Source organism: Collinsella sp. TM06-3 (assembly GCF_003436395.1).
Taxonomy (GTDB): Bacteria; Actinomycetota; Coriobacteriia; order Coriobacteriales; family Coriobacteriaceae; genus Collinsella.
This window is the reverse complement of record NZ_QSPG01000005.1, coordinates 54,259-78,877: the sequence shown is the minus strand read 5'-3', so window position 1 is coordinate 78,877 and position 24,619 is coordinate 54,259. Positions and strand designations below refer to the sequence as shown.

The window sequence follows — 24,619 nt, the reverse complement described above, 5'->3', positions numbered from 1 at the left end:
CGCCCCCCCCATTCACTCTATTCCTATCAGCCCCGCCTGACCCGAACGGCCGAGTCGTTGCAGAACCCGGGAGCCCCGGCAGGGCGGGTGCTTGCTCAAAATAAGTTCCGCACGCAAAGAAGGCCACTTAATGTGGCCTTCGTCTTGCGCAGGACTGTTCGAAATTTTGAGGAAGCGCCCGCCCTGCCGGGGCCCCTCGGTTCCCGTTTACGAGAGCGACGTTCTCAGCAACTCGTTGAAGAGCTTCGGGTTGCCCTTGCCGCGGCTCGCCTTCATGCACTGGCCCACCAAAAAGCCGATGACCTTCTGGTTGCCGTCGCGGTACTGCTGCGCCTGCTCGGCACAGTTTGCCAGCACCTCGTCCACGATCGGCTGCAGCGCGCCGGCGTCACTCACCTGACGCATACCACGCTCGTCGACGATCTTGTTGGGGTCGTCACCGGTCTGGGCCATGGCCTCAAAGACCTCGTGCGCCTGGTTGGAGCTGATAGCATCGGTCGCCAGCAGCTTGGCAAGGGCTGCCACCTGAGCCGGCGCGATGCCGGACTCGGCGAGCGACACGCCTGCGCCCTTAAGGTAGGCGATCATCTCGTTCACCAGCAAGTTTGCAACCGTCTGGGCCTCCTTGCCGGCCATACCGGCAGCGGCGGCCTCAAAGAACTCGGCAAACTCCGGGTCGCCAGCAATCTGCTCGGCATCGGCCGTCTTAATGCCAAAGTCGGCCTCAAAACGGGTGCGCTTGGCATCGGGCAGCTCGGGGATCTCGCCTCGGCAGCGGTCGATGAACTCGTCGTCCAGATCGAACGGTGCCAAGTCGGGATCGGGGAACAGGCGATAGTCGTCGGCCGTTTCCTTCACACGCATGACCACGGTGCGCTTGCGGCTGGGCTCCCAGTGGCGGGTCTCCTGGTAGATGATGCCGCCCTCCTCGAGCACCTCGGCCTGGCGGCAGATCTCGTAGGCAAGGCCGTCGTGCAGGCTCTTAAACGAGTTGAGGTTCTTGAGCTCGGTCTTGGTGCCCAGCTTGGTCTCGCCGCGGCGGCGCAGCGACACGTTGCCGTCGCAGCGCATGGAACCCTTCTCCATGGAGCAGTCGGAAATGCCCAGCGTCACAAAGATGCGACGGAGCTTCTCCATAAACAGGCGAGCCTCCTCGGGCGTACGCAAGTCGGGCTCAGTCACGAGCTCAATCAAAGGCGTGCCGCAGCGGTTGTAGTCGACGAGCGACTCGGCCGCGGCGGTAATGCGGCCCTCGGCGCCGCCCACGTGGACCATCTTGGCGGCATCCTCCTCCATGTGGATGCGCAGGATGCGGATGGGCACCGTGTAGGAACCGTCCTCGCGACGCTCGGGCATCTGCAGGTTGGACGCGTCATAGCTGGCCAGATGGCCGGCACGCTGATTGCCCTCGCGCATGGTCGACGTCATGGACGTGGACAGGCCCTCGGCGTTGGCCGAAGCGCTCGCCAGACTCTGGGCCTCGGCCTCGCCAAACGCGCAGTCGGGGCGCTCGGCGGCACCGCGACCGGTCACGTCCAGGTCCAGGTGACCGTACATGGCAAAAGCGACCGGACCCTGCGTGGTTTGGAAGTTCTTGGCCATGTCGGGATAGAAGTAGTGCTTGCGGTAGAACATCGAGTGACGCTGGATCTCGCAGTTGGTGGCCAGACCGGCCTTGACGATGCTCTCGATGGCGCGCTTGTTGGGCACCGGCAGGGCGCCGGGCAGGCCCAGGCACACCGGGCACACGTTGGCGTTGGGCTCATCATCGTGGCTGAGCTTGCAGTTGCAGAACATCTTGGTATCGAGTGCGGTGAGCTCGGTATGGATTTCCAGGCCGATCACGGCCTCCCAATCCTGCAGGACCTCGGAAAGCTCCTTCATTACAGCTCGCCTCCCTTCCCGGCAAAATCGGGCGCGACGGAAAGCGCGGGCGCACCCGTGGCGGCATCGGCAAAGCCGCGCTCCAGGGCGCGGGCAAACGTGAGCAGCTGACGGTCCTTAAAGGCAGGCCCCACCAGCTGAGCAGAAACGGGCAGCTGAGTATCCTCGCCCAGGCCCAGCGGCACCGAGATGCCACCGTTGCCGCAGATGTTGAGCGAGATGGTGTACAGGTCAGAGAGGTACATCTGCGTGGGGTCGCTGATCTCGCCAAACTTAAAGGCCGTGCGCGGCGAGGCGGGCATCAGGATGGTGTCTACCTTGGCATACGCGGCGTCGTAGTCCTGCGTGATGAGCGTGCGGGCCTTTTGCGCAGCGTAGTAGTACTTGTCGTACACGCCCGAGCTCAGCAGGTAGGCGCCGAGCATCTGACGGCGCTTGGCCTCGGCGCCAAAACCGTGGGCGCGCGAAAGCGAGCTCTGGTCGGAAAGGTTGGCGCATCCCTCCTCCTGATAGCCGTAGCGAATGCCGTCGAAACGGGCCAGGTTGGAGAACGCCTCGGCCGGGCCGATGACGTAGTAGGCGGCGATGGCGGCGTCCAGGTGCGGCAGGTCGACCTCGACCAGCTCGGCGCCCTGGTTCTGCAGCTCCTGGGCGGCGCGCTGAACAGCGGCCTTGACTTCGGGCGTCAGGCCCTCGGCCTCCATAAACGCGGGGATGATGCCCACGCGTTTACCCTCGATGCTGTCGTTGAGATGCTCGGTAAAGTCGACGGCGCAATCCTGGCTGGTGCAGTCGTACGGATCATGGCCCGCGCCGGTAAGCGCGTTCATGGCCAGCGCGACATCCTCGACCGTGCGGCCAAAGGGGCCCACCTGGTCGAGCGACGAGCCAAAGGCAACCACGCCGTAACGGCTCACGGCGCCATACGTGGGCTTAAAGCCCCCCACGCCGCAGAGGCTCGCCGGCTGGCGAATGGAGCCGCCGGTGTCCGAGCCCAGCGAGAGCGCGACCTCGCCCGCGGCGACGGCGGCAGCGGAGCCGCCCGAGGAGCCGCCGGGCACGCGCTCGGTATCCCAGGGGTTGTTGGTGCGGTGGAACGCCGAGCTCTCGGTGGAGCTGCCAAAGGCAAACTCGTCCATGTTGGCCTTGCCCATGGGCAGGCAGCCGGCATCGAGCATGCGCTGGACGCAGGTGGCGGTGTAAACGCTCCGGTAGTCCGCGAGCATGCGGGAAGCGCAGGTGGTGCGCGTGCCCACGAGGTTCATGTTGTCCTTGATGGCCAGCGGCACGCCCGCGAGCGGGGGCAGCGGCTTTCCGGCGGCACGGTCGGCATCCACGCGCGCGGCGGCCTCGAGCGCGAGCTCAGGCGACACCTGTAGGAAGGCCTGGACCCCGCCCTCGCGCGCCTCGATGGCGGCAAGGGAGGCCTGGGCCACCTCGGTAGCGGTAAAGTCGCCGGCGGCAACGCCCGCGGCGATCTGGGCGGCGGTAAGGGAATCGAAGCTCTGCGCCATTACTCGCTCTCCCCCTCTCCCAAAATGGACGGCACGCGGAAGTAGCGGTCGCGCGCGCTGCCAGCGTTTTCGAGCGCGACGTCGAGCGGCAGGTCGCGCTCGGGCTCGCGCAGGTCATCGCCCATCACGTTGGACAGGCTTCCGATGGGATGGAACGTGGGCTCCACGTCGGGCAAGTCATATTGCAAGACGGGCTCGAGCATCTGGACGGCATCGTTCATGTAGGACGTCATCTGGGCGAGCTCGTCATCGGTCAGTGCGATCTTTGCGTACTCGGCGATGCCGCGCACGTCTTTCTCGCTGAGTGCCATAGGCGCTCCCTTCCGCATAACAGTTAAACCGCTCTAGTATACAAGGCAACGCCGCTTGGAGCAGGTGCTTTACCCAAATGCAGCGAAAACGTAACGAGGGCGACGGTTGGTAGGCGGCGGACTGGCGGTTCTGCAGCGAAACCGCACCGTCCATAGCGAAAACCGTCTCGCCCATAGCGAAAACCGTCCCGCCCTCAACGAAGACCATCACAACATTCGACACTTTTCGCCAAAATCGCGATTTTCATCGAATGTTGTGATGGTTTGGAAGTCCCGACCACCGCAAAGGCGCCCGTCCCCTTTGTAGTGGTTCCGAACGATGTCCTATGCCGAGGCCTTGGCCTTGCGGCGCTTGCGGACCGCGTGGATCACGATGTCCAGCAGCAACAGCACAATGGCTACGACCACGATGAGCACGGCAAACTCGCGCTTGCCCCAGTGGCGGCCGGCCAGCGACTTTTGCTTGTCGACGTCCTTTTTGTTGTACTTGGTTCGCACGCAATGCACCAGCAGGCGGTGGTCGTTCACGCCGTAGGGCGTGCAGGTGACGAGCGTCACCTTGTCGGCGCCGGGCTCGATGGTCAGCGACTCCATCTCCTCGGGCAGCACCACCTCGGAGTCCACCATCTTGTAGGCGAGCGTCTTGTTCATGGTGTGCAGCAGCACCAGGTCGCCGGGCTCCAGCGAGTGGATGTCGTCGAACATGCTCAGGTTGCGCATACCCGAGTGCGCGGTGAGCACGCAATGCGTCGAGGTGCCGCCCACCGGCAGGCTCGTGCCCTCCAGGTGGCCGACGCCCGCCATAAGGACTTCTTCGCTCGTGCCGTGGTAGATGGGCATGCTCACGTCGATGGAGGGGATCTCGACCCAGCTCATCATGGGGTCGCGGTCAAAGATGAGCTGCTGGGCGTAGGGCTCGATCTGGTCGGCGGGAAGCTCGGCGGCCTCGCCCGCAAGCTGCTCGTTAAAGGAGCGCGCCTGGAGCAGGATGCGTTCGCGCTCCTCGGCAGACAGCGCGTCCACGGTGCTGGACACGGTGCTGATCTGGTCGAACACGCCCGAGGCCTCGAGCCGGTCCAAGATCCACGGCCAGGTCATAAGGCCCACGCCAATAAGGATGATGACGATGGTGATGAGCCGGTCGGCCCAGCGAGGCAGTCGCTTGCGGCGACGCTTGGGCTTGGGCTGAGGTTTGGGCTGAGGGCTTGAGCCGCCGTTGTCCGCGGCGTTATTGCTCTTCATATGTTTGGCGCCCTGCACCATCGCCGGTCACTCCTCTACAACTCAAGTTGTCTAAACAAATAATAGCCGATTAGCGAGCTCATGCGCCGAACAACGCAGCCTGGCAGCATTGCGCAGCGCGAGTTGGGCGCGACTTGGGCCAGCATTTGAGTTTTCAAAATGTCCTGAATCGGCTGGGCGATTCGGGATACAATATCAATAGAAAACGACGCACCCCGCGTAAATGTTTGGGAGCGCGGACGGCCTAGTTTTCAGCTTTTGTTAAATGCCCGGGCTCCGAACCCCGGGCATTCTTATTTGCGCTTGTTGCGGCGCAAATGCCTTCTACCGTCCGCACCGCGCGTGCGCCTACGGACCTTAAACCGAACCTCATACGAGTCAAGAAACGCGATGACGAACGTGCCCACCGCCGCGAGGGCGGCGAGCGCGTTAAGGAATTTCAGCATTTGGGGACCTCCGATCGAGTCGTCGGCCGCCCGCGCACGGAATGCGTCGCAAGGGTATTTTACTGCGAGTGCATACACCCACAGCCGGTAAACGCGATTTTGACAAACATTTGTTCGATAGTTACACACACGGCTCCTCGTCCAGCAGAGCCTGGCCGCATTGTCCGGGTTTGCCCGACGTGTTTGCGTTTTCAAAATGTCCCAGATCGGCTGGGCGATTCGGGATACAATGTCAATAGGAAACGACGCACCCCGCGTAAGTACTTAGGAGCGCGGGCGACCAGTTTCCGACGTTGTTAAATGCCCGGGATCCTACCCCCGGGCATTCTTATTTGCGCTTGTTGCGGCGCAACTGCCTTCTACCGTCCGCACCGCGCGTGCGCCTACGGACCTTAAACCGAACCTCATACGAGTCAAGAAACGCGATGACGAACGTGCCCGCATCGGACGGTGGAGGCTGGCTGCGTTATCCCAAAAAGAACGGGGCAAACTCCAATGCGGAGTCTGCCCCGAAAAAAGAATGGCAAAGCAAGAACGTCGATGGACGAGAAAAGTGTCCGCAAGTCTCATGGCCATCACATCCCACCTGCCAAAGGGATGGGTGAGCGAGCGTTACTCCTGCTCAGACTCCTCGGCCTGCTTACGACTGCGGATGAGGTGCGCCACGCCGATGCACAGCACCGCGCCACCAGCGATCCAGGTGAAGGTCACGCCGTTAAGACCGGTCAGCGGGAGGCCGGTGCCCTCCTGGTCGACGATGGTGAAGCTGAGCTTACCGGTAGATACGGCGGCAGAACCGGCCTTTACAACACCATCAGCAGCAGTAACGTTGGCAGAATCCTTGTCGGGAGTCACCGCGGTGCCATCCTGCTGAAGCGTGCCGCGAGCAATGGTAAACGTGACACCTTTGGAAGCAGAGTTGTTGTAGCCAGGCGCCGGGGTTACCTCTGTAAGGGTGTAGGTGCCCTCATCGAGACCGACAACGTTTATCTTACCGTCTGCGTCGGTCTTCAGCTTGGCCAGCTTGCTATCAGCCGTCTTGGTACCGTCCGCTTTGATAAAGTTGCTCGTATCACCGTTCTCCTGCAGCGTGAACTCAACGCCCTCGAGTCCCTTAGATTCGTTATCAGAGCCCACCTTGGTGACATCGATGCCATAGGTGTAGTCATAGGCAGGGTGCTCGACCGTGGTGCCGACACCCTCAGCATGCGGATTGTTGGAATAAGTTAGCGTAACCATATTCTTCTGGGCTATACCAACCAAGCCGTTGAATATTTTTTTGATCTTGCCATTTTCGAAGATCTTGGTGGAGTCGAGCTTGGCCTTGTACTCGACAGTCACCTTCGAGTCACTGTTCAACGCAATGAGAGCGCCGTCCACGTCCGTGCAATTCTTGAGATTGGTGAAGTCGACAGTTATCGTATCGTTCTCGTACTTGGCGGTGTAGCAGCCAGTCTTGACCTCGGCATCACCAATCTTGACCGTGACAGCGGGCGTCGTGCCGTTAGATTCAAACTCGGGCGTCATGGAGTTGGGAAGCTTATCCGTGAAGGTGTACTTGTAGGTACTGTAAGTGTTGATGTTGCCCGCAACGGTACCGGTAAGCAGGTAGTCGACATAGTCGTCCATCTGAGAGTCAGCGGCCTTGTTGGGATTCCCGAATGGACCAAACGTGCTGCCCTTTGCATCATCCTTTACGGCCTTGGTCACAGTGGGGACCTGCTTCTTGGGAGCAATGGTCTCAGTGGAACCGCCGACAACGGCGAAAATCGGCGAAGTGAAGGTATCCGTGTTGCGCTCGGCATCAGCATTTGGGTTCTTGCCGACACTCTTAGTCACGAAGAGCCAGTAGCCGGTATTCAGACCAGTGAAGGTGCCACCGGTGCTCGTTTTGCACTCATTCGTCCCTTCAGTGATATTGGCGTCCTCCAGTGCCTTGGCGATCTTGTCGAGGGTTGTTCCGGCATCGAGCTTAGTAGTCTTGTCTGTACCTGACTGGTAATCACCTTCGGTTTTTGATTTAAGCCAGTCGGCCCACTTCTGAGCATCCTTGTCGGAGGGCTTTGTAACGTCGCTAGTATCGGCAAATGCCTCGGTCACAGCATCCCTAACGGCATTTGACGCCCACTCAATGTCGGAAAGCGTCTTAGCGCCATTCCAGTTGTTAACGCCATCAAAATCCTGCGTGACCTTGGCCTTGAAAATCTGGATACCCTTAAAGGTTGTATCCGTATAGGTCTTCTCGTCAATCTTTACATTGCCGTCCGGTGCCACCGTTGGCGTGCCATCAGCAAACGCCATCGTGACCGGTGCCATCACTCCGCCGAAGCTCAACGCTGCGGTGAGGCCGGCGGTTACTGCCAGGCGTGCGATGTTCTTGCTCATGCTCATCTTCTTTTCCTCCATTTTCCGGTTGGTTCTCATTCGATCGGTCATCATCTGTCTGTGTCTTAGCATCTACTTCGCTACGTCTCGCCCCGCTCTCTGTGGGGCTGCCAGCTACTCTTTATGGCTGCCACCTCCCCGCTTGACCAGGAGCGCGGCCACGATGAGCGCGGCTCCGGCGACCGCTGCGGCGGCCGCGGCGTACATTGCCATATCGCCAGTCGAGGGCATAAAGCCTCCGGTGGTAATGCTAGGGGGTGTGCCGGTGGGCGTGTTGATGAGCGACGCCTCCAGGCTGCCCGTCGACCCGTCCGCGCTGTCGGCGCGCAGGGGCGACTCGGCCGTGATGGTGAGCTTGGGCTTGGCGGCGGCCACCTGGTCGACGTCCAGACCCTCGGCCTTGACCGTCACGGAGCGCGTGCCCTCAAAGGCGGTGTAGCCCTTGGGCGCCTTGAACTCGCGGACCTCCAGCTTGCCCGAGTCCACGCCCGAGACGGTCACGCGGCCGTCCTCGCCCGTGATGACGGTGGCCTTGCCCTTCGCATCCCACGTGCCGTCGGCCGCCAGTGTCCGACCGCGGTCGTCGGTGATGCTCAAGACCGCCCCGGCAAGCGGTTTGTCGCCGTCGCTGCCGCGCTTGGTGAGCGCGAGATCCCAGGTGTAGGCGCACGCATCGTCGCTCGGCGTGCGGGTAAAGCCGGCGTCGCCGGACTGGTCGGCAAAGGGAGAGCGCGGGTAGCGCAGGTAAACCTCGTTGGGGTTGCCCTTCGCGATGCCGTGGTTGCACGCGCTGTTGAGCGACGCGTTGTACACGGCGACCACGCGGGCGCCCACGGTGAAGGCGTCGGCCCCGCCGAGCGCGGCGATCAGGTCGCCGGTGCGCACGGTGAAGGTCTTGCCGTCCGCCGCTACCTTGGTGGCGCACTGGGCCGTGATATCGATCCAGCCCTTCGCGGGCTCGGTGCCGGCGCGGCCGTCCTTACCGGTGGCAACGGCATCGAAGCCGCCGTCCGCTCCCGCCGCCACGTACACGTGCATGCTCGCGGCGACCTTGGAGGGGTCGAGCCCCGCGCTCATGGTGTCGACGAACTGCACCGCATAGGTATCGTAGGCCGTGAGGCCCGCCGGGACCGTGGCCGAGAGGCGCCAGTACAGGTCGTCGGCGACCGTGGCGTCGGCGGCCTTCTGCCATGCGGCGGTGCTGTCCTCCAGCACGTGCTTGGCCACCTTGGGGGTCGCCGCTTTGGGCTTGACGGTAACGGCGCTGCCGCCCACCAGGACCATGATCGGCGCGGTGCCGGCCTCGTTCTGGGCGATGGCGTCGTCTTTGGCGACGATGAGCCAGTAGCCGCAGGGCAGCTCGGCCGCCGTGCCCGCGTTGAGGGCCCTAGAAGCGGCGCCAGAGCTCTGGAGGGAACGAGCGAGCTGTGCGCTCAGCGCGCTCGTAAGGCGGGAATCGGTGTTGAGCCACTCGGCAGCTTCCTGTGCGGTGGTCTGGGAATTGGGCATGCCGGCGCTGTGCAACACAGGCAGCGCGGCGTCGCGCACGGCATCGCTTGCCCAGACAAGGTCGGTGGCGATCTTGGCGTCGTTGTCGTCATCGACGACGTTGGCGTCAAAGATCTGGTAGGCGTCGTAGCTGCGCGCCACGGTGCCTGTCACCGTGATGGATCCGGTCGCGCTCGGCGCGGCCTGCGCGGATGCGGGGAACACAACCGTGCAGGTGCCGATCAAGAGGGCGAGCAGCGCAAACAAGATCGGGAAGGAGCAAACTTTCTTATTCACGACGCTCGCCTCCCTTCGCATTCGCCTTGCGACGAATGTGCATCCAGGCCGCAGCAGCGCAAAGCGCCGCCGCGCCGGCAAGGTACGTCAGAGTGACGCCCGACATACCAGAAAGGGGCAAAGATGTGGAGTAGGTGTTGGTGAAGGTGGGGGTAGTGTCGGGAAACTCGTGGTCCTTATTATCGGTGTCTTTCCACGTACCGCCGGGGTCAACGGTTCCCTTCCTGTAGGTCACCGCACAGTCGATTCCTCCTTGGGTGTTATCCTTTGCCACAACCTTGAACCTATAGACCGACTGATCAAACTTGTAATGCGGATAGGTCGAGCTTTCGTACTTCTCGCGCACATAGTACGTGAAGGTCTTGGAACCATTGTTAAGGTCCGTGAGCTTATATGTCTTCGACTTGAAATCGACCGTGCTCGTCGCATTACCGTTTTTTTCAGTTTTGACATTCGCAGGATCAGGATTAATTGTTACCGTTTCCGGTTTGGTGAAGTTCGGGTCGTCCTCGTTCGCGAGTTCGAATGTGAACGCCTTCATCTCGCCACCATCAACCTTCTTGGTCACCTGAGGCGTCCAAGAGCCCTTGGGTTTGTATGCATTAGTAAAGGTCTTGTCGGTGTTGCCATCGGTGATCTTAATGGAGACATCGCTACCGTTGTTCGGAGTAAACGTTTTCGCCTCATTATTTTTGAGATTAGTAACCCTTACATTCGTAACTAAATAGTAGATGTAATCAATATCCAGCACCGGCCGCTTTTCGGTTGTAGTTGTAAGCTCAATCTTGTAGATGGTCTGGTCGTAGTCCACGCCAGGGACGCGATCCGCAACGTTGCCGGGGTCCTCAACGAGGTAGTAGACGTTCGTTCCAGCGGAGTGGACCCTGCCCAAATCAAAGACAAAGTTACCTTCAGCGTCGTTCGTGGCCCCATCGTCATCGCCAACTATTGAACAGCCATTGAGCTGCAATTTGCCATCATCATTATTATTAAAGCTAGGGACACCACCGCTCTCGCCCGGCTCCAAGAGTTGGAACCTGAATTTTCCCGCATCATCCGCAGTAAGCGCGCGGCCTTCCAGTGCCTTAGTGCCGTTGAGCTTCATCTTGGGATACACGTTCACCTGTGTGGTGGAGCCAGCGATTACGTCGCCGTTGGTCATGACTCCGCCTCCGTGGATGTTGGAGCGGTTGCCCGTGATGAAGAGGGACGCAGCCGCAGTAGCAGCATCCTTATCATACTGAATCGGCTCAGATTTAAGGCCAATCATGTACTTAGCTTGGGCGCCCTCGTACTTGCCGATAGACGTTGGTGTTTTGTCGATCGTGCCCGACCAATTGGCAGCTCCACCACCAAGCATCTGTCCCGTTACGGCAGCGATATACGGCAGCGATTCAGCGTTAGCACTATCGCGAATAAGAAAAAGATCCTGGTGACCGGCTTTTTTAAAGTCTTCAGTTATTTCGCCGCCTTCGTGGTTAGGGCGCCAATCCGCGTCATCGTTCTTGTCGTGGGTGCCGCCCGATCGGTTATAACCACTACCGTCAGGTTTACCGTCATAATTACCGAAAATCGCGATGCCATTGGTATCGGTAATGGCAGTCTTACCAGTCGGGCAAGCGGCAAACCCGCCGCCAAAGCCACTGGCATGATTGTTGGTAATCAGCGCGTTATATATATTGAGGCTCGCCGGCTGAACGTTGTTGTCGCTGCTGCCCTGGACGAATACGCCACCGCCGCCCCAGTCGTTGGTGGTATTGGTCGTATTGTTAGTGATGTAGGCTTTCTTGCCGCTCACATTAAATTCGCCAACTGTAGGCGCAGCGATACGGATGCCGCCACCCTCTGAGTTTTGCGCCACATTGCTGGCGATGATTCCACCATAAAACGCAAACCCGGAAAGAGGTTTATTCCAAGCGCCAGCATAAACGCCGCCGCCAGCCTCGGCAGAGTAGTTGCCCGTGATGTAGCCGCCGCTAATAACCAGACCGCCTTTTTTCTGTCCCTGATTGTGGCTAAAGGCAGCAATGCCGCCACCACCGTGACAACCGTTACCTTTGTGTCCTTCATCGGTATAGAACTGATATTTGTTGTTAGTAATGTAACCATTCGTAATGGTCACCATAGAGTCCTCAGCACAAATTCCCGCGCCATAACCGACTTCATTATCATTTGTACCGTTACCGGAGATAATACCGCCAACCATGTTTACCGTAGAATTCAGGGCATAAACGCCGCCGCCACTGGGGGCATAGTTACCAGCGATTACGCCGTCAGAGATGTCAAGAGTTGAGTTCTCGACAGAAATACCCGCACCAGCGGCGCCCTCCGGACAATATCCGCCGCAGACATACCCGCCGTCCACGCTGATGGCCGAACTGCCCGCTGCGTACACCAAATTTTTGACACAGTTGTTTTTATCCTGCGTAATCATGCCGCTCTCAAGATTGAGGTGGCCACCGCTATTGATTACGATGAGCCTCAAGTCCTTTGAGCCTGAGCACGCCACGATGGCACCCTTGACATGAGCCTTATACGCCTTAAGAGTCTCGGTTGTACGGGTTCCGTTTGCGACCGATTCGGTTACGTAGTAGGTAAGGCCAGTCGGAATGCCATTGGAAGTATCGTATTCCATTAAAGCGAGATTGCCGCATTTATTTGTTTGAGAAGTCGTAGTCTCTGTCGCGGCAACTTGCTGACCGTCCTTGACAGTCAACGTTGCGCCGCCGGTTATGTTGAATAGGGGCTGGCTCTGACTTGTATACTTAATTTTGCAGCCATTTAAATCCAGCGTGATATTGCTGCCGTCCTTGTTAAGCGCGATTGTCTCGCCGGTCTCGACATCATTCATAAGCTTGAAGCTAGCAACACCGCTTGCATTTGCCAGTTTTTTCAAGTCGTCAGCTGTTCGTATTTCAGTGGATGCCGTTTTAGTCTGCCCGCCTTCCGCAGCCAGCATTACGGCATTGCCATCCGACAACTCGCCATCTTCGGCCTGCAGCTTACCTTCAGGCTGACCCTGCTCAACACCATTTGAAGGGTCGGCTTCGTCGCCCTCGGTCTCGTCACTATTCTGGTTTTCGGTATCCCCGTTGTTGGTGTTTTCTACATCAGTAGACTCAGTTGAGGAACCCCCCCCCATCACAGTTTCCTCGGTAGGAGCTGCCTGGGCATCGTTGGCAATGGCCTGCGAGATCGGGGGCATGACGAGCGACAGTACCAGGCTCAAAACGGAGGCTCCGCACAAAACGCCTGCCAGTACACGGCGCGTCGCTTTTTTACTCTGCTTAGATTTGTCTGAATTCGCTTTCATCGATGTCTCCTCCCCAAGAGACCGCGATCTTGCTCTTTCACCATCAAACTTGGGCGCGCAACCTATAATTGCTCGCGCTCGATATGCATATTATTACTCTTTGTTTAAACAACGCAAGCCTAACAATGTCAGTTTTGCTTTACGTTGCCTTAACTTCTTGACAATTATTCAAACTATGCATTGTTTTTCGAGGGTTAAATTTCGGAAAGACGCTGGTAAACTCGTTAGCAAATCTAGATAAATGACACTTTATCATTGTTTGTACAACACTTTGTTTTAACCCGCTCAATCTGTGAACGGTCAAAATTGCGCCGTGAATGGCAGTATATCTACCTGCAAATATTAGTTATGAGCTAATTGGTCAATTACTGCACAACCAGCGTGTGCCGACATGTTCATACATCGACACTTGAATGACATCGCATGTTACCGGCTGCAAATCTCCTCGCTACAAAAAAGCGTCCCAACAATCGACTGTTGGGACGCTTGGAAAACCACCACAAAGGCGCTCTGCCCTCTTTGTGGCTGCCCCCAGGCGCTACAGCAGATGCTCCTGGATAAAGACCGCGATGCCGTCCTCGTCGTTGCTCGCGGTTACAAAGTCCGCGGCGGTACGGGTGGCGTCGCTGCCGTTTGCCATAGCCACGCCCACGCCGGCGTCGGCCACCATGCAGGTGTCGTTGTCCGCATCGCCAAACACGCAGATGTTCTGGAGCTCCATGTCGTTGAGCTCCGCCACGCGCCCAAGGCCGCGCGTCTTGGACACGCGCGGATCCATGAACTCGTAGAGCCGCTGCGTGGTCTGCAGGGCCGCCGCCTTAACAGTATCATCGGCAAGCGTCAATGCTCGCTCAATCACCCGCGGCATTACCTCGGGCGCCATGGTAAACATCACCTTGGGCTGCGGCTCGCGCAAAAACTCGGCAAAATCGACCACCTGGTAGGGCACGCCGTCGACGCGCGACAGGTGCTCGACGCACGCGTTGCTCTCGGGCACGTAGAACACGCCGTCTCCGAGGCAGACGGGCGTTGCCGGCAGGCCCGCCATGTGCTTGCAGATGCGTGCGATGGTCTCGCCCGGCAGCGGATAGCTCAGCTCGTTGATGTCGTGCGCGCGGTCGATGACCTCGGCGCCACCGCAGCCCACGAGCACGTCCACCAGGCCTTCGATGCCCCAGAGCTCGTACATGGCCTCGGTCGCGTGGGCGTCGCGCCCGGTGCACAGGCCAAAGAGCACGCCGCGCTCGCGCAGGGCGCGGATCGCCGCCACGGTGCGCGGGGACACCGTGTGCTGGCTCGTGAGCAGCGTGCCGTCGATATCGCAGAACACGGCTTTGATATGGCTGAAGGTGGTGTCCACGGGGGCCTTTCTGGGTTGTGCGGCGGTGCTGGATGAGGTCAGAAATGGTGTACATGGTATACCAAGGCGCAGGCGCGGCCTGTCAAAGCAAAAACCACCACAAAGGCGCCTGGCCCCTTTGTGGTGATCGCGGCGTCTACGGGCCAAACCATCACAACATTCGACGTTTTTCGGCAAAATCGCGATTTTTACCGAATGTTGTGATGGTTTCTTACTGCTTTACGGCACGTTCCAAGTGATTGCGTCCAAACAGCAGCAGTGCCGCGGGAACCGCCGTCACGACCATGCCTGCCCCCACGAGTGTCCGTTGTACGCCAAATGTTGCCGCCAGCCACGGGGCAATCGCCAGAGGGGCCACACCAGCGAACATATTGCCAAAGCCCATGACCGAATTGACGCGACCAAGCTGCTCGAGCGGAGCCGTCGTCTGCACAATGGTGTTGTGGAGCGGGTTGACGACACCCCAAGCTATACCCAGGGCGATCTGGCCGACAAGGGCCACGCCCACGTACGGTGTCCCCACATAGAGCAGACTTCCCAGGCCCACGGACATAAGCGCCACGAGCAGCGTTTTAAGGTTGACCAGGTGCGGCGGCAAGCGGAGCGCGAGCACGGCACCCAGCACCGCGCCGACACCGCAGGCAGACGAGAGCCAGCCCATCCACTCAACGCCAACGTGCAGAACATCGCGATAGAAAAACGACTCGAGCGGATCGAAGGCACCGTAGCCAAAGTTCGAGAGGAAGATGATGCAAAACAGCAGGGCGAGGACGCTATTGGTAAAGACCGTCTTGATGCTGGTCGCGAAACTGGCACGGGAGGATGTACTGGAATCGGAGTTTTGCCCGACCTTGTCCGACGCGTTGCTACCGATCGCGGACTTGCCTTTATGCGAGGCAGTCTGACCCGTCCGTGGCCTAAAACCCCAGCCGACGATGAGCGCCAGGACGGTAAAGAGCATCATGAGCACGAACACCGCGCGCGACGACGCAGCCGCCGCGACAAAGCCGCCCAGCGTGGGTCCGACGATAATGCTCACGTTTGAGAACATGGCGATGGCGGAATTGATGTCTTTGAGTTCGGCGGGGTCGTCGGTGAGGTAGGCCGGATAAGATGTGGCGATGGGTTGGGCAAATCCCATCGTAAAGCCTAGGAGCACCGCGCCGAGCAGGACAATGCCGGTCGCACCACCAAAGGCGATGATTGCCGTGCCGGTTACAAGCGTGCCGACGATGCTCAGCAAGAAATGACGGCGCGGACCCCAGGCGTCGAGTGCCGCGCCGCCCGCAAAGGATCCCAGGATCACAAAGACGTTCATGAACAGGACAGCCAGCGATGTCGCGACGACCGAGGCGTCATCCGCATAGGTGAGCGTTCCGATGACGCCGATAAAGTAGCTGGTCTGAAAACCGGTGTAGATGAGAAAGCGCATCGCCACCAGGCGCCTGGCCTGCACGGACAGCGATGACTGAGACTTTGAGAAAAGAGAGGCGAGCATGGAGACTCCTTGTTTCATACGAATGCGGACGGCAGGCATTCGCCACCGTCTGTCAAATCAATCTATCCGCACGAAACATTAAGGACGCATCAAGCCCCTTCTCTCCGTTTTTCGCCCGCCATGAACTACTTGGTAGATTGTAAGGTATGTCCCACACATCTACCAAAGCAAAAACCACCACAAAGGTGCCTGGCCCCTTTGTGGTGGAAATGACGTTTGCCCAGATAAAACCTGCCAAAATAAACCTGTCCCTTTTTGGCAGGTTATGGCAGCGAAGCGAGCCGGCGCAGCGTCAAGCCTTAAAGATGATCTTGGATGAGGTCGCAGATGGCTCGGGCATCGTTGATGTTGATGGCTCGGGTCGCAAAGCCGGCGTCGAAGGCCTGGCGCGCCAGGGCCTCGTTGCAGGCAAGGGCCAGCGTGTGACCGTCGACCAGGTCGAGCGAGCTCTTGCCGCGCAGACGGTCGACACCGGAGCGCGCGACCACGATGTTGTCGAAGCCCTCGGTCTTGTAGCCCTCGATGATCACCACGTCGACATCGCTGTAACGCGACAGCAGCTCGCGCGCGGGCATCTCGTCCTCCTCGCGCGTATCGGCATACTCCGCCCAGCGCGTGGCACAGATGAGCCCCACATGCTTGGAGCCGGCCTGGTGATGGCGCCAGGTGTCCTTAGCGGGCACATCGATATCAAAGCCGTGATGTCCATGATGTTTGAGCGAACCCACGCGCAGGCCGCGGCGGGTGAGCTCGGCGATAACCTTCTCGACGAGCGTGGTCTTGCCCGAATTTTGGTAGCCGATAAACGCGATCGCGGGGACGGCCGGAGCTGCGGGTGCGACGGCGACGGGTGCGCTCGCGAGCGCGGCACCGTCAGCGACCACGGCCTCAACAGCAGCGGCCTGACGCTCTGTACGATTCCACACGCCCGAGCGTCCGCCCTCCTTGTGCAGCAGGCGCACGTCGACGATCTCCATGCCGCGATCGACCGCCTTGCACATGTCATAGATGGTCAGACACGCGGCACTCGCGCCGGTCAACGCCTCCATCTCAATACCCGTCTTGCCCGTCACGCCGGCCGTGACCAGTACGTGAAAGCCAACCTGCCCGTCCGTGCGCGCCGGCGCCCAGCCCTCGGGCACGTCCTCGGCCGGCGTCCCCGCCGGAACGATGGGCGCAATGTCGCACTTACTCTTGGTAATGAGCAGCGGATGGCACATGGGGATGATATCGCTCGTGCGTTTGATGGCCATGATGCCCGCCACGCGCGCGCAGGCAAGCACGTCGCCCTTTTTGGCGCGGTCCTGCAGCACCATGGCCTGCGTCTCGGGATGCATGAGGATGGTGCCCTCGGCGATGGCAATGCGATGGGTCTCGGCCTTGTCGGACACGTCGACCATGCGTACCTCGCCCTTGGCGTCCACGTGCGTCAGCTCGTCGCGACGGGCGTCGCGAGCGGGCTCGATGGCAGCACCGGCAGTCGGCTGCGTGCCTGCAACGGCATCGCTGGCCACAGCCGTGACTTTGTGGGCAGACATCGCGGCCCTGCGAGCGGCCTTGGTGGCATCGGCGTACCTGCTCTTGGCCATATGATCATCCTCCGATTTGGGACATAAATCGTTGCGTGCCCTCAATTATCGCGTGTTCCTGCGGTTTGTGGGCCACGGCATCGCGCCAAATCGAAAGTACCTGCATATCATCACCACGGCGCAGGGCGTCGCGCACCGAATACTCGGCATCGCTGAACAGGCACGGACGCACGTTGCCATCGGCCGTCAGGCGCAGGCGGTTGCAACTCGCGCAAAAATGGTTGGACATGGCGCTAATAAAGCCGACCGTTCCCGCCGCACCCGGAATACGCCAATAGCGCGCAGGGCCCGCACCGGCAGGAACGTCGTTGATGTCGAGCGGCTCGAGCTCGCCCAGACCCACCGCGGCGGCCCCAGCGTTGATGCGCGCCCGCAGCTCGTCGCTCGGCACGGTGTCACTCGCGTCCCACAGCTCGGGATTGAGCGTGGGAGCGTGAGGGTCCACGGCGCAATGCGAGCTCGTGCGCTCGTCGCCGATGGGCATGTATTCGATAAAGCGCAGGTGGATGGGGCGGTCGACGGTCAGACGTGCGAGGGCCGCCACATCCTGGTTGAGCCGGCGCACAACGACGCAGTTGACCTTAACGGGCTCAAAGCCCCAAGCCAGCGCCGCGTCGATGCCAGTCATGGTCTGCTCGAGCCGACCCAGGCGCGTGATCTTTCCAAAGAGCGTAGGGTCGAGTGTGTCGAGCGAAATGTTGACGCGGTTAAGCCCGGCGTCTTTGAGCTGTGGCGCCAGCTTGGGCAGCAAGGCGCCGTTGGTGGTGAGCGAGATGTCCTCGATCTGCGGAATCGCGCGGATGTCGCGAATGAGCGGGATGATACGGCGGCTTACCAGCGGTTCGCCACCCGTCAGGCGCACGCGGCGAATGCCTTCCCCTGCCACCAGGCGCACAAAGCGGGCGATTTCCTCGGCGCTGAGCAGCTCGTCGTGCGCGCGGGGCGCCACGCCGTCGGCCGGCATGCAGTAAATACAGCGGAAATTGCACTTGTCGGTAACGGCAATGCGCAGGTAGTTGATGTCGCGGCCAAAACCGTCATGTTGCACGCGCCCGTCCACGCAGTCCTCCCCTCGTGCAGGTCTTTATTCTTTAGGGAATATAGTACCTCACGCGGGAATTGGGTCGACATGCGTACGACACAAGGGCCCCGCGAGCAAGGTCGACGTTCCGGGCCCCATCCTCGGCACGAGCCCATCCTCGGCACGAGCCCATCCTCGGCACGAGCCCATCCTCGGCACCCAAACCGTCCCAACATTCGATGCTTTTTCCAATTTTGGCAAAAAACGTCGAACGTTGGGACGGTTTGTCCGCTCACAGCACCCAGCAGAAGGGCCAAAGTGTCCCTAGAGGTCCCCACTCCAGTTGCGAATCACGAACTCCCGCAGGTCATTCTGCCGTTTCTGGAATGCCTCGCTTCGGTCGCACTTGATGCCCATAGCGAGTGCGATAGCGTTCATCGCCCGGTGCAATTGCAGCTGACGGGCAAACTGAGTCCCGGTGAGGACGATCATCCTAAAGCCCAGCGCGCTCAGCACGGTCATACGCTCCGCATCCGACGCGCTGCGCTGTTTATCAAGATGGTCCGAGCCGTTGTATTCAATCCCCGTACCGCTCGCAGGCGCATATACGTCGATCTCGAAATACCCGGCCTTAGCAAGGTATTTGAACTCGCTGGGGACATCGACCCGATGGTTGAGCTCGATTTTGGTGTATCCCAGCCCTCCCTGGGAACGCTTCGCGACGACCAGGATTGCGGTAGCCGTCTCCATGGGCGACCGCGCGCCATCGTGCACGCGCTTGAGCACGGTGGCCGCGCGTGCGGTCCCCTGTCGACATCGGTTCTCACTGCAATAAGTTATCAAGTCGGCAACGGTATGCCTCTGCCCCATCTCGATATATTTGCCTGTCGACAGATGATTCAAATGGTATCGGGCGCAGATTTCATAGCCATACTCCAGCTGCTCGAGCTCGCTCATCCACGAGCCCGCCTGAACAAAGCACATGGCCTCGTCAACCACCAAGAGACCTTCTGCCACCTCGATAAGATGATCCGAAGGTATAGGCGCTCCAAACACGTGGCGTCGAAGGCCCGCCGGCCGAGAGCGCTCAAAATCAAAGCCAACCAACGTGTCAATGCGGTCGAGCTCCTCACGTGGAACACCAAGTGAGACCAGATAATCGGTGACAATCTCAACCGCTGCAGAAATTCTCAGCCCCTTGGTATCTAGCCCCAGTTTGGGCAGTGCTTCGGCTGGCTCCGCCTCGCTGGCAAACGAATCCTCATCGTATAGGCTACTTGCTCGCGAGAGCGGCTCGCACGGACGCGCCACGTTGTGGTACAGCCAGGCGGTCTTATGGGACAGGACGATCGGCAGGTCCATGAACCCTCCAATGAGTCGGATAACCAACCTTATTCCCCTGCACGCGGCTTCGCACACCTTTGCGTGCAAGAAAGCGGTTCCGTCCCGTCGAGCGACAGAAAAACCGTCCCAACATTCGATGCTTTTCCCGATATTGGCAAAAAACGTCGAATGTTGGGACGGTTTGAGGCGAGGTAAGGGGCATGGAGGGTCAAAGCATCGTACTTTGCAGGGCGCGTGCCCGTATTCAATTGGAAATGACCGCGCTCGGAGCGTGACTTTTTTCGCCCCACTGCCGACACAAACCTTGACTCTACAATCGTTGTAGGGTTTTCACTACACTGGTAGTTAAACGACCCAAGCCAGAAAGTGCCCCGCCCATGGAACACGACCTCACACGCGGCAATGTCCTCAAGACCATTGCGGTCTTTGCCCTACCCTATATGCTCTCGTACTTTTTGCAGATGCTCTACGGCATGGCCGACCTGTACATGATGGGACAGTTTAGCGGCGCCGCCGGCATCACCGCCGTGGGCAACGGCGCGCAGACGCTCTATATCATTACCGTGACGCTCGTGGGCCTGGCCATGGGAACGACGGTCATCGTCGGCCACGCCGTGGGTTCACGCCGCTTTGACCGCGCCGAGGCCGCCATCGGCAACACCATCACGCTCTTTATGGGCGTCTCGGTGGTGCTGGCCGCTGTCCTGCTCGCGCTGTGTCCGCAGATCGTGGCACTCATTGGCACGCCAGCCGAGGCGGTCGAAGGCACCGCTGCCTACCTGCGCATCTGCTTTGTCGGCATTCCCTTTATCGCCGCGTACAACATCCTCTCGGCCATCTTTCGCGGCCTGGGCGATTCGCGCTCGCCCATGTACGTGATCGGTGTGGCATGCATCATCAACATCGCACTCGATTTTCTGTTTATCGGCCATATGGGGCTCGGCCCCGTGGGCGCGGCGCTCGGCACGGTAACCGCACAGACAGCCAGCGTTGCCCTCGCGCTCGCGTGGCTCAGGAGCCATCGCACGCACATTCACCTCAAGCGCAGCGACCTGCGCCCCCAGCCCGAGGTGCTCGGCAGCATTCTTAAGATCGGCGTGCCTGTGGCCGTGCAGGACGGCTGCATCCAGGTGGCGTTTATGTTTATCACCGTCATCGCCAACCACCGAGGGCTCGTCGACGCCGCCGCCGTGGGCCTAGTCGAGAAGATGATCAGCTTTTTGTTCATTGTGCCGAGCTCCATGGGCGCCACCGTCAGCGCACTCACGGCGCAAAACGCCGGCGCGGGCAAGGGCGATCGCGCGCGTCAGGTACTCAAGGACGCCATGACCATCTCGGTGGTGTACGGCTGCCTGATCACGGTGCTGATGTGGCTGGTGGCGCCGGCGTTTATCGGCTTTTTTGCCAAGGACGCTGCAGTAGTCGCCGCCGGTACCGGCTATATGCGCAGCTATATTTTCGACGCGATCTTTGCCGGCATCCACATTTGCTTTAGCAGCTTTTTCGCTGCGTATGGCAAGAGCTACATTGGCTTTGCGCACAACGTGCTGGCCGTGGTGCTCATTCGCGTGCCCGGCGCATGGCTGCTGTCGAACGCCTATTCCGACACGCTGTTCCCCATGGGCATCGCCTCACCGTGCGGGTCGATTCTGTCGGCGGGCATCTGCGTGATTGCATTTACCGTGCTCAACCGGCGCGGGGCTTTTGACAAGCTGGTGGCGTAGCGGGGCGACGCGGGCCTAGCGCCTCTCCCCTGTTTTTACCGAAAGGAGTGGTCCTGTGACCGACATGCCAAGTGAACACACCGAGGGCCTGCTCCGCATTGGCGAGGTGGCGCGCCTGCTCAATTTAAGCGTGGGCACACTGCGTCATTACGAGCAGATGGGGCTGTTGGAGCCGGCATATGTCGATCCGGCAAGTGGGTACCGCTACTACGGATCGCGGCAGCTCTCCACCCTCAACACCATCGGCAACCTGCGCGTTCTCGACTTGCCGCTGGCGCAGATTCGCGAGTTTGTCACTACGCGCGATATGGATTTGATACAACGGCAACTGACCAAGCAACAGGAGTTAATTGAGCACAGGCGGCGTGAGTTGGAGCGCATGTCGCGCAAGATTGACCAGCGGCTTGCCTTGCTTCATGGCGCTTTGAATGCTGATCTCGACACCATTAGCGAAATCGAGGAACCCGAACTTCGCTGCGCCACGCTGCACGAGCGCGTCAATCCCACCGACGCCTATTCGCTGGGATGGCATATCCGCCAGCTTCAGCAGGGGCAGCACGAAACCTTTGCCTATCTGGGCAATCTGGGTGTGGGCATCGCGCCCGAACGCCTCGCCGCCGGCGACTTTGATGGCTACGACGAGGTCTTCCTGCTGCTCGATGACACCGATGATTACTTGGGCGACGTTGAGACGCGACCTGCCGCGCGCTGCCTGACCATAAGCTTCCGCGGCACGCACGGGCAAGCAGCCCCGCGCTATAAGCAGCTGCTCGGCTATATGCGCGAGCACAACCTGGCGCCCACCGGGCCTTCGCGCGAGATCGCCCTTATCGACGACATCATCAGCGACGACCCGGCAACCTACGTAACGCAGATCACGGTGCCGGTTGCCCCAGCAAAGTAAGAACCGCCCGGAAGGCATCGTGCTTCCGGGCGGATCTTCACTTTGGTTATCGATGCGCTAAGCCCGGGGCACCTCGCCAGTAGCCAAGATCCGCTCGAGCGCATCCTCGTCCAGTACGGGCACACCCAACTGCTCGGCCTTGGTGAGCTTGGAACCCGCCTTGGGGCCGGCGACCAGATAGCTCGTCTTCTTTGACACGCTACCCGAAACCTTGGCGCCGAGCACCTTGAGCGCCGCGCCCGCCTCGTCGCGAGTGCGGTTGACGAGCGTGCCGGTGAGCACGAAGGTCAGACCCGCAAGCGGCTGTGCGTCGGCGAGCTCGCCCGCCACGCCAGCGTCGGCCGCGGCTTGCGCGTGCGCGGCGCCCAAGTCGACCTCGAGCGACAGACCAGCCTGGCGCAAGCGCTCCAGCACGGCGAGGTTTTCGGGCACGGCCAGGAACTGTTTGACGCTCGCCGCAATCTTGGGACCGATGCCCTCGCACTCGGCAATATCCTCTTCGCTCGCCAAGATAAGCTTGTCAATCGACAGGAATCGCTCGGCGATGACCTCGCCCACGCTCTTGCCCACATGGCGGATGCCCAGGGCAAACAGCACGCGACCGAGCGGCTGGCTTTTGGACTTGTTGAGCTCGACGATGATTTTCTCGGCCGTCTTGAGGCCTACCGGAATGGGATCGCCCTTCTTAACGCCCTTTTTGCTATTGGTGCTCGCGTACACGCGCCCCGTATCCAGGCCTGCGATGTCATCGACCGTGAGCTGGTAGAAGTCTGCGACATCGTGGATCAGGCCGGCGGCGATCATCTTGTCGACGATCTCGTCGCCCAGGCCGTCGACGTCCATGCAGCCGCGGCTCACCCAGTGGAGCAGGCGCTCCTTGAGCTGCGCGGGACAGTCGATGGACACGCAGCGGTAGGCAACCTCGCCATCCTCGTGGACCACGGGGCTACCGCACGCGGGGCAGACCTCGGGCATGTGCCAGTCGACCGAATCGGCCGGGCGTTTATCGAGCACCGGACCTACGACCTCGGGAATCACGTCGCCCGCCTTGTGCACGATGATAGTGTCGCCCTCGCGCACGTTTTTGCGACGGATCTCGTCGATGTTGTGCAGCGTTGCGCGCGCGATTGTGGAGCCGGCGACCGTCACCGGGTCGAACTCGGCGACCGGCGTGAGCACACCGGTGCGGCCCACCTGGATGCGAATTTCGCGCAGGACGGTCTGCTTTTCCTCGGGCGGGAACTTAAAGGCAATGGCCCAGCGCGGCGCGCGGGCGGTAAAGCCCAGGTCGAGCTGCTGTTGGAAGCTGTCCACCTTTACGACCACGCCGTCGATGTCGTAGTCCAAATCGCCGCGGTGCTCGAGCGCCTGGGCACAGAACTCGTGGACCTCGGCCGGCGTGGCGCAACGGGCAACGTTGGGGTTGACGCTAAAGCCGGCGCTACGCAGCCAATCGAGGAACTCGCGCTGACTGTGGACGTGCAGCGGGTCGGTATCAGCAATGGCATAGATAAAGGTGGCAAGGTCGCGGCGCGCCGTGACCTTGGGATCCTTCTGACGCAGGCTGCCGGCGGCGGCGTTGCGCGGGTTGGCGAAGGGGTCGCGGCCCTCGGCATCGGCCTCGTCGTTCAGGCGCACAAAGCTGCCCTTAGGCATGTAGACCTCGCCGCGCACCTCGATGGTGCGCTCGCGGTCGGCGCCCATGTGGACGAGCGCCGGCTCGGACAGGTGCATGGGCACGTCCTTGATAGTGCGCACGTTGAGCGACACGTCCTCGCCCGTGGTGCCATCGCCACGTGTGGCGGCGCGCACAAAGGTGCCGTTTTGATAGGTAAGCGCAACGCCCAGACCGTCGATCTTAAGCTCGCAGGTATAGGTGACGCTACCGGCACCGAGCGCATCCTCGGTGCGCTGGAGCCACGCGTCGAGTTCGTCCAGATCCATGGCATCGTCCATGGAATACATGCGTGCCATGTGCGTGACCGGCGTAAACTGCTCGCTCACGTATCCGCCCACACGCTGGGTATAGCTGTCGGGCGTCACCAGGTCGGGATAGGTCGCCTCGATTTCCTGCAGCTCAACGAGCATTTTGTCAAAGGCGGCGTCCGTGATTTCGGGCGCATCGAGCATGTAGTAGCGATAGGCGTGGTAATCGAGCTCGTGGCGCAGCTCGGCCGCACGCGCTGCCGCCTGGGCACGGGCGTCGGTCGGTGCGGCGGTATCCGTGCTCGCGGGCGTTTCGGTATCGATATCCACACCGTCACCAAACAGGCTCGATTGCTCCATAGCGGCACTCCTT

General features: G+C 60.4%; 16 protein-coding genes. 2 read left to right on the top strand and 14 right to left on the bottom strand.

Going from position 1 to position 24,619, the window contains the following annotated elements; genetic code table 11:
* Window positions 1–207: 207 nt before the first annotated feature.
* From gatB to DXD56_RS03365, 13 genes are all read right to left on the bottom strand, one after another.
* The gene (gatB, locus tag DXD56_RS03420) at window positions 208–1,884 is read right to left on the bottom strand and encodes an Asp-tRNA(Asn)/Glu-tRNA(Gln) amidotransferase subunit GatB (RefSeq protein ID WP_117640080.1); all 1,677 of its coding nucleotides are present in this window, start codon (window positions 1,882–1,884) and stop codon (window positions 208–210) included.
* Window positions 1,884–3,398, bottom strand: coding sequence for an Asp-tRNA(Asn)/Glu-tRNA(Gln) amidotransferase subunit GatA (gene gatA, locus DXD56_RS03415; RefSeq protein WP_117640078.1), 1,515 nt, complete (start codon window positions 3,396–3,398; stop codon window positions 1,884–1,886). The genes gatB and gatA overlap by 1 nt, the downstream gene beginning before the upstream one ends.
* Window positions 3,398–3,709 carry an Asp-tRNA(Asn)/Glu-tRNA(Gln) amidotransferase subunit GatC gene (gatC, locus tag DXD56_RS03410; RefSeq protein WP_035136890.1) on the bottom strand — a complete coding sequence of 104 codons (312 nt, stop codon included), beginning with the start codon at window positions 3,707–3,709 and terminating at the stop codon, window positions 3,398–3,400. The genes gatA and gatC overlap by 1 nt, the downstream gene beginning before the upstream one ends.
* Before the next feature lie 324 nt (window positions 3,710–4,033).
* Complete coding sequence (locus DXD56_RS03405) at window positions 4,034–4,951, bottom strand: class C sortase (RefSeq protein WP_158549305.1); 918 nt, start codon at window positions 4,949–4,951, stop codon at window positions 4,034–4,036.
* A 293-nt stretch (window positions 4,952–5,244) separates the two neighbouring features.
* Window positions 5,245–5,397: a hypothetical protein gene (locus DXD56_RS10085; RefSeq protein ID WP_192919544.1), complete on the bottom strand. Its 153-nt coding sequence runs from the start codon at window positions 5,395–5,397 to the stop codon at window positions 5,245–5,247.
* A 612-nt stretch (window positions 5,398–6,009) separates the two neighbouring features.
* Entirely contained in the window at window positions 6,010–7,782 is a 1,773-nt protein-coding gene (locus tag DXD56_RS03400) for a SpaA isopeptide-forming pilin-related protein (protein ID WP_158549303.1), read from the bottom strand.
* Window positions 7,783–7,896: 114 nt separating this feature from the next.
* A complete protein-coding gene (locus DXD56_RS03395) occupies window positions 7,897–9,567 on the bottom strand; it encodes a SpaA isopeptide-forming pilin-related protein (protein WP_158549301.1) in 1,671 nt (556 codons plus the stop codon).
* The gene (locus DXD56_RS03390) at window positions 9,560–12,880 is read right to left on the bottom strand and encodes a Spy0128 family protein (protein WP_117640071.1); all 3,321 of its coding nucleotides are present in this window, start codon (window positions 12,878–12,880) and stop codon (window positions 9,560–9,562) included. The genes DXD56_RS03395 and DXD56_RS03390 overlap by 8 nt, the downstream gene beginning before the upstream one ends.
* Before the next feature lie 538 nt (window positions 12,881–13,418).
* Window positions 13,419–14,240 (bottom strand): Cof-type HAD-IIB family hydrolase, encoded by an 822-nt coding sequence (locus tag DXD56_RS03385; RefSeq protein ID WP_117640069.1) that lies wholly within the window; start codon window positions 14,238–14,240, stop codon window positions 13,419–13,421.
* Window positions 14,241–14,451: 211 nt separating this feature from the next.
* Window positions 14,452–15,738, bottom strand: coding sequence for an MFS transporter (locus DXD56_RS03380; RefSeq protein ID WP_158549299.1), 1,287 nt, complete (start codon window positions 15,736–15,738; stop codon window positions 14,452–14,454).
* Between the two features lie 299 nt (window positions 15,739–16,037).
* Entirely contained in the window at window positions 16,038–17,327 is a 1,290-nt protein-coding gene (gene mobB, locus DXD56_RS10265) for a molybdopterin-guanine dinucleotide biosynthesis protein B (RefSeq protein ID WP_117640065.1), read from the bottom strand.
* A gap of 4 nt (window positions 17,328–17,331) precedes the next feature.
* Window positions 17,332–18,387 (bottom strand): GTP 3',8-cyclase MoaA, encoded by a 1,056-nt coding sequence (gene moaA / locus DXD56_RS03370; protein WP_233524917.1) that lies wholly within the window; start codon window positions 18,385–18,387, stop codon window positions 17,332–17,334.
* 285 nt (window positions 18,388–18,672) lie between these two features.
* Window positions 18,673–19,710, bottom strand: coding sequence for a hypothetical protein (locus DXD56_RS03365; RefSeq protein ID WP_117640064.1), 1,038 nt, complete (start codon window positions 19,708–19,710; stop codon window positions 18,673–18,675).
* A 359-nt stretch (window positions 19,711–20,069) separates the two neighbouring features.
* On the opposite strand from DXD56_RS03365, the gene DXD56_RS03360 reads away from it, so the two are divergent.
* Both DXD56_RS03360 and DXD56_RS03355 read left to right on the top strand, forming a co-directional pair.
* Window positions 20,070–21,416, top strand: coding sequence for an MATE family efflux transporter (locus DXD56_RS03360; protein WP_117640062.1), 1,347 nt, complete (start codon window positions 20,070–20,072; stop codon window positions 21,414–21,416).
* Window positions 21,417–21,480: 64 nt separating this feature from the next.
* A complete protein-coding gene (locus DXD56_RS03355; protein ID WP_070097163.1) occupies window positions 21,481–22,320 on the top strand; it encodes a MerR family transcriptional regulator in 840 nt (279 codons plus the stop codon).
* Between the two features lie 57 nt (window positions 22,321–22,377).
* On the opposite strand, the gene ligA is transcribed toward DXD56_RS03355, so the two are convergent.
* Window positions 22,378–24,606 (bottom strand): NAD-dependent DNA ligase LigA, encoded by a 2,229-nt coding sequence (gene ligA, locus DXD56_RS03350; protein ID WP_117640060.1) that lies wholly within the window; start codon window positions 24,604–24,606, stop codon window positions 22,378–22,380.
* Window positions 24,607–24,619: the final 13 nt, after the last annotated feature.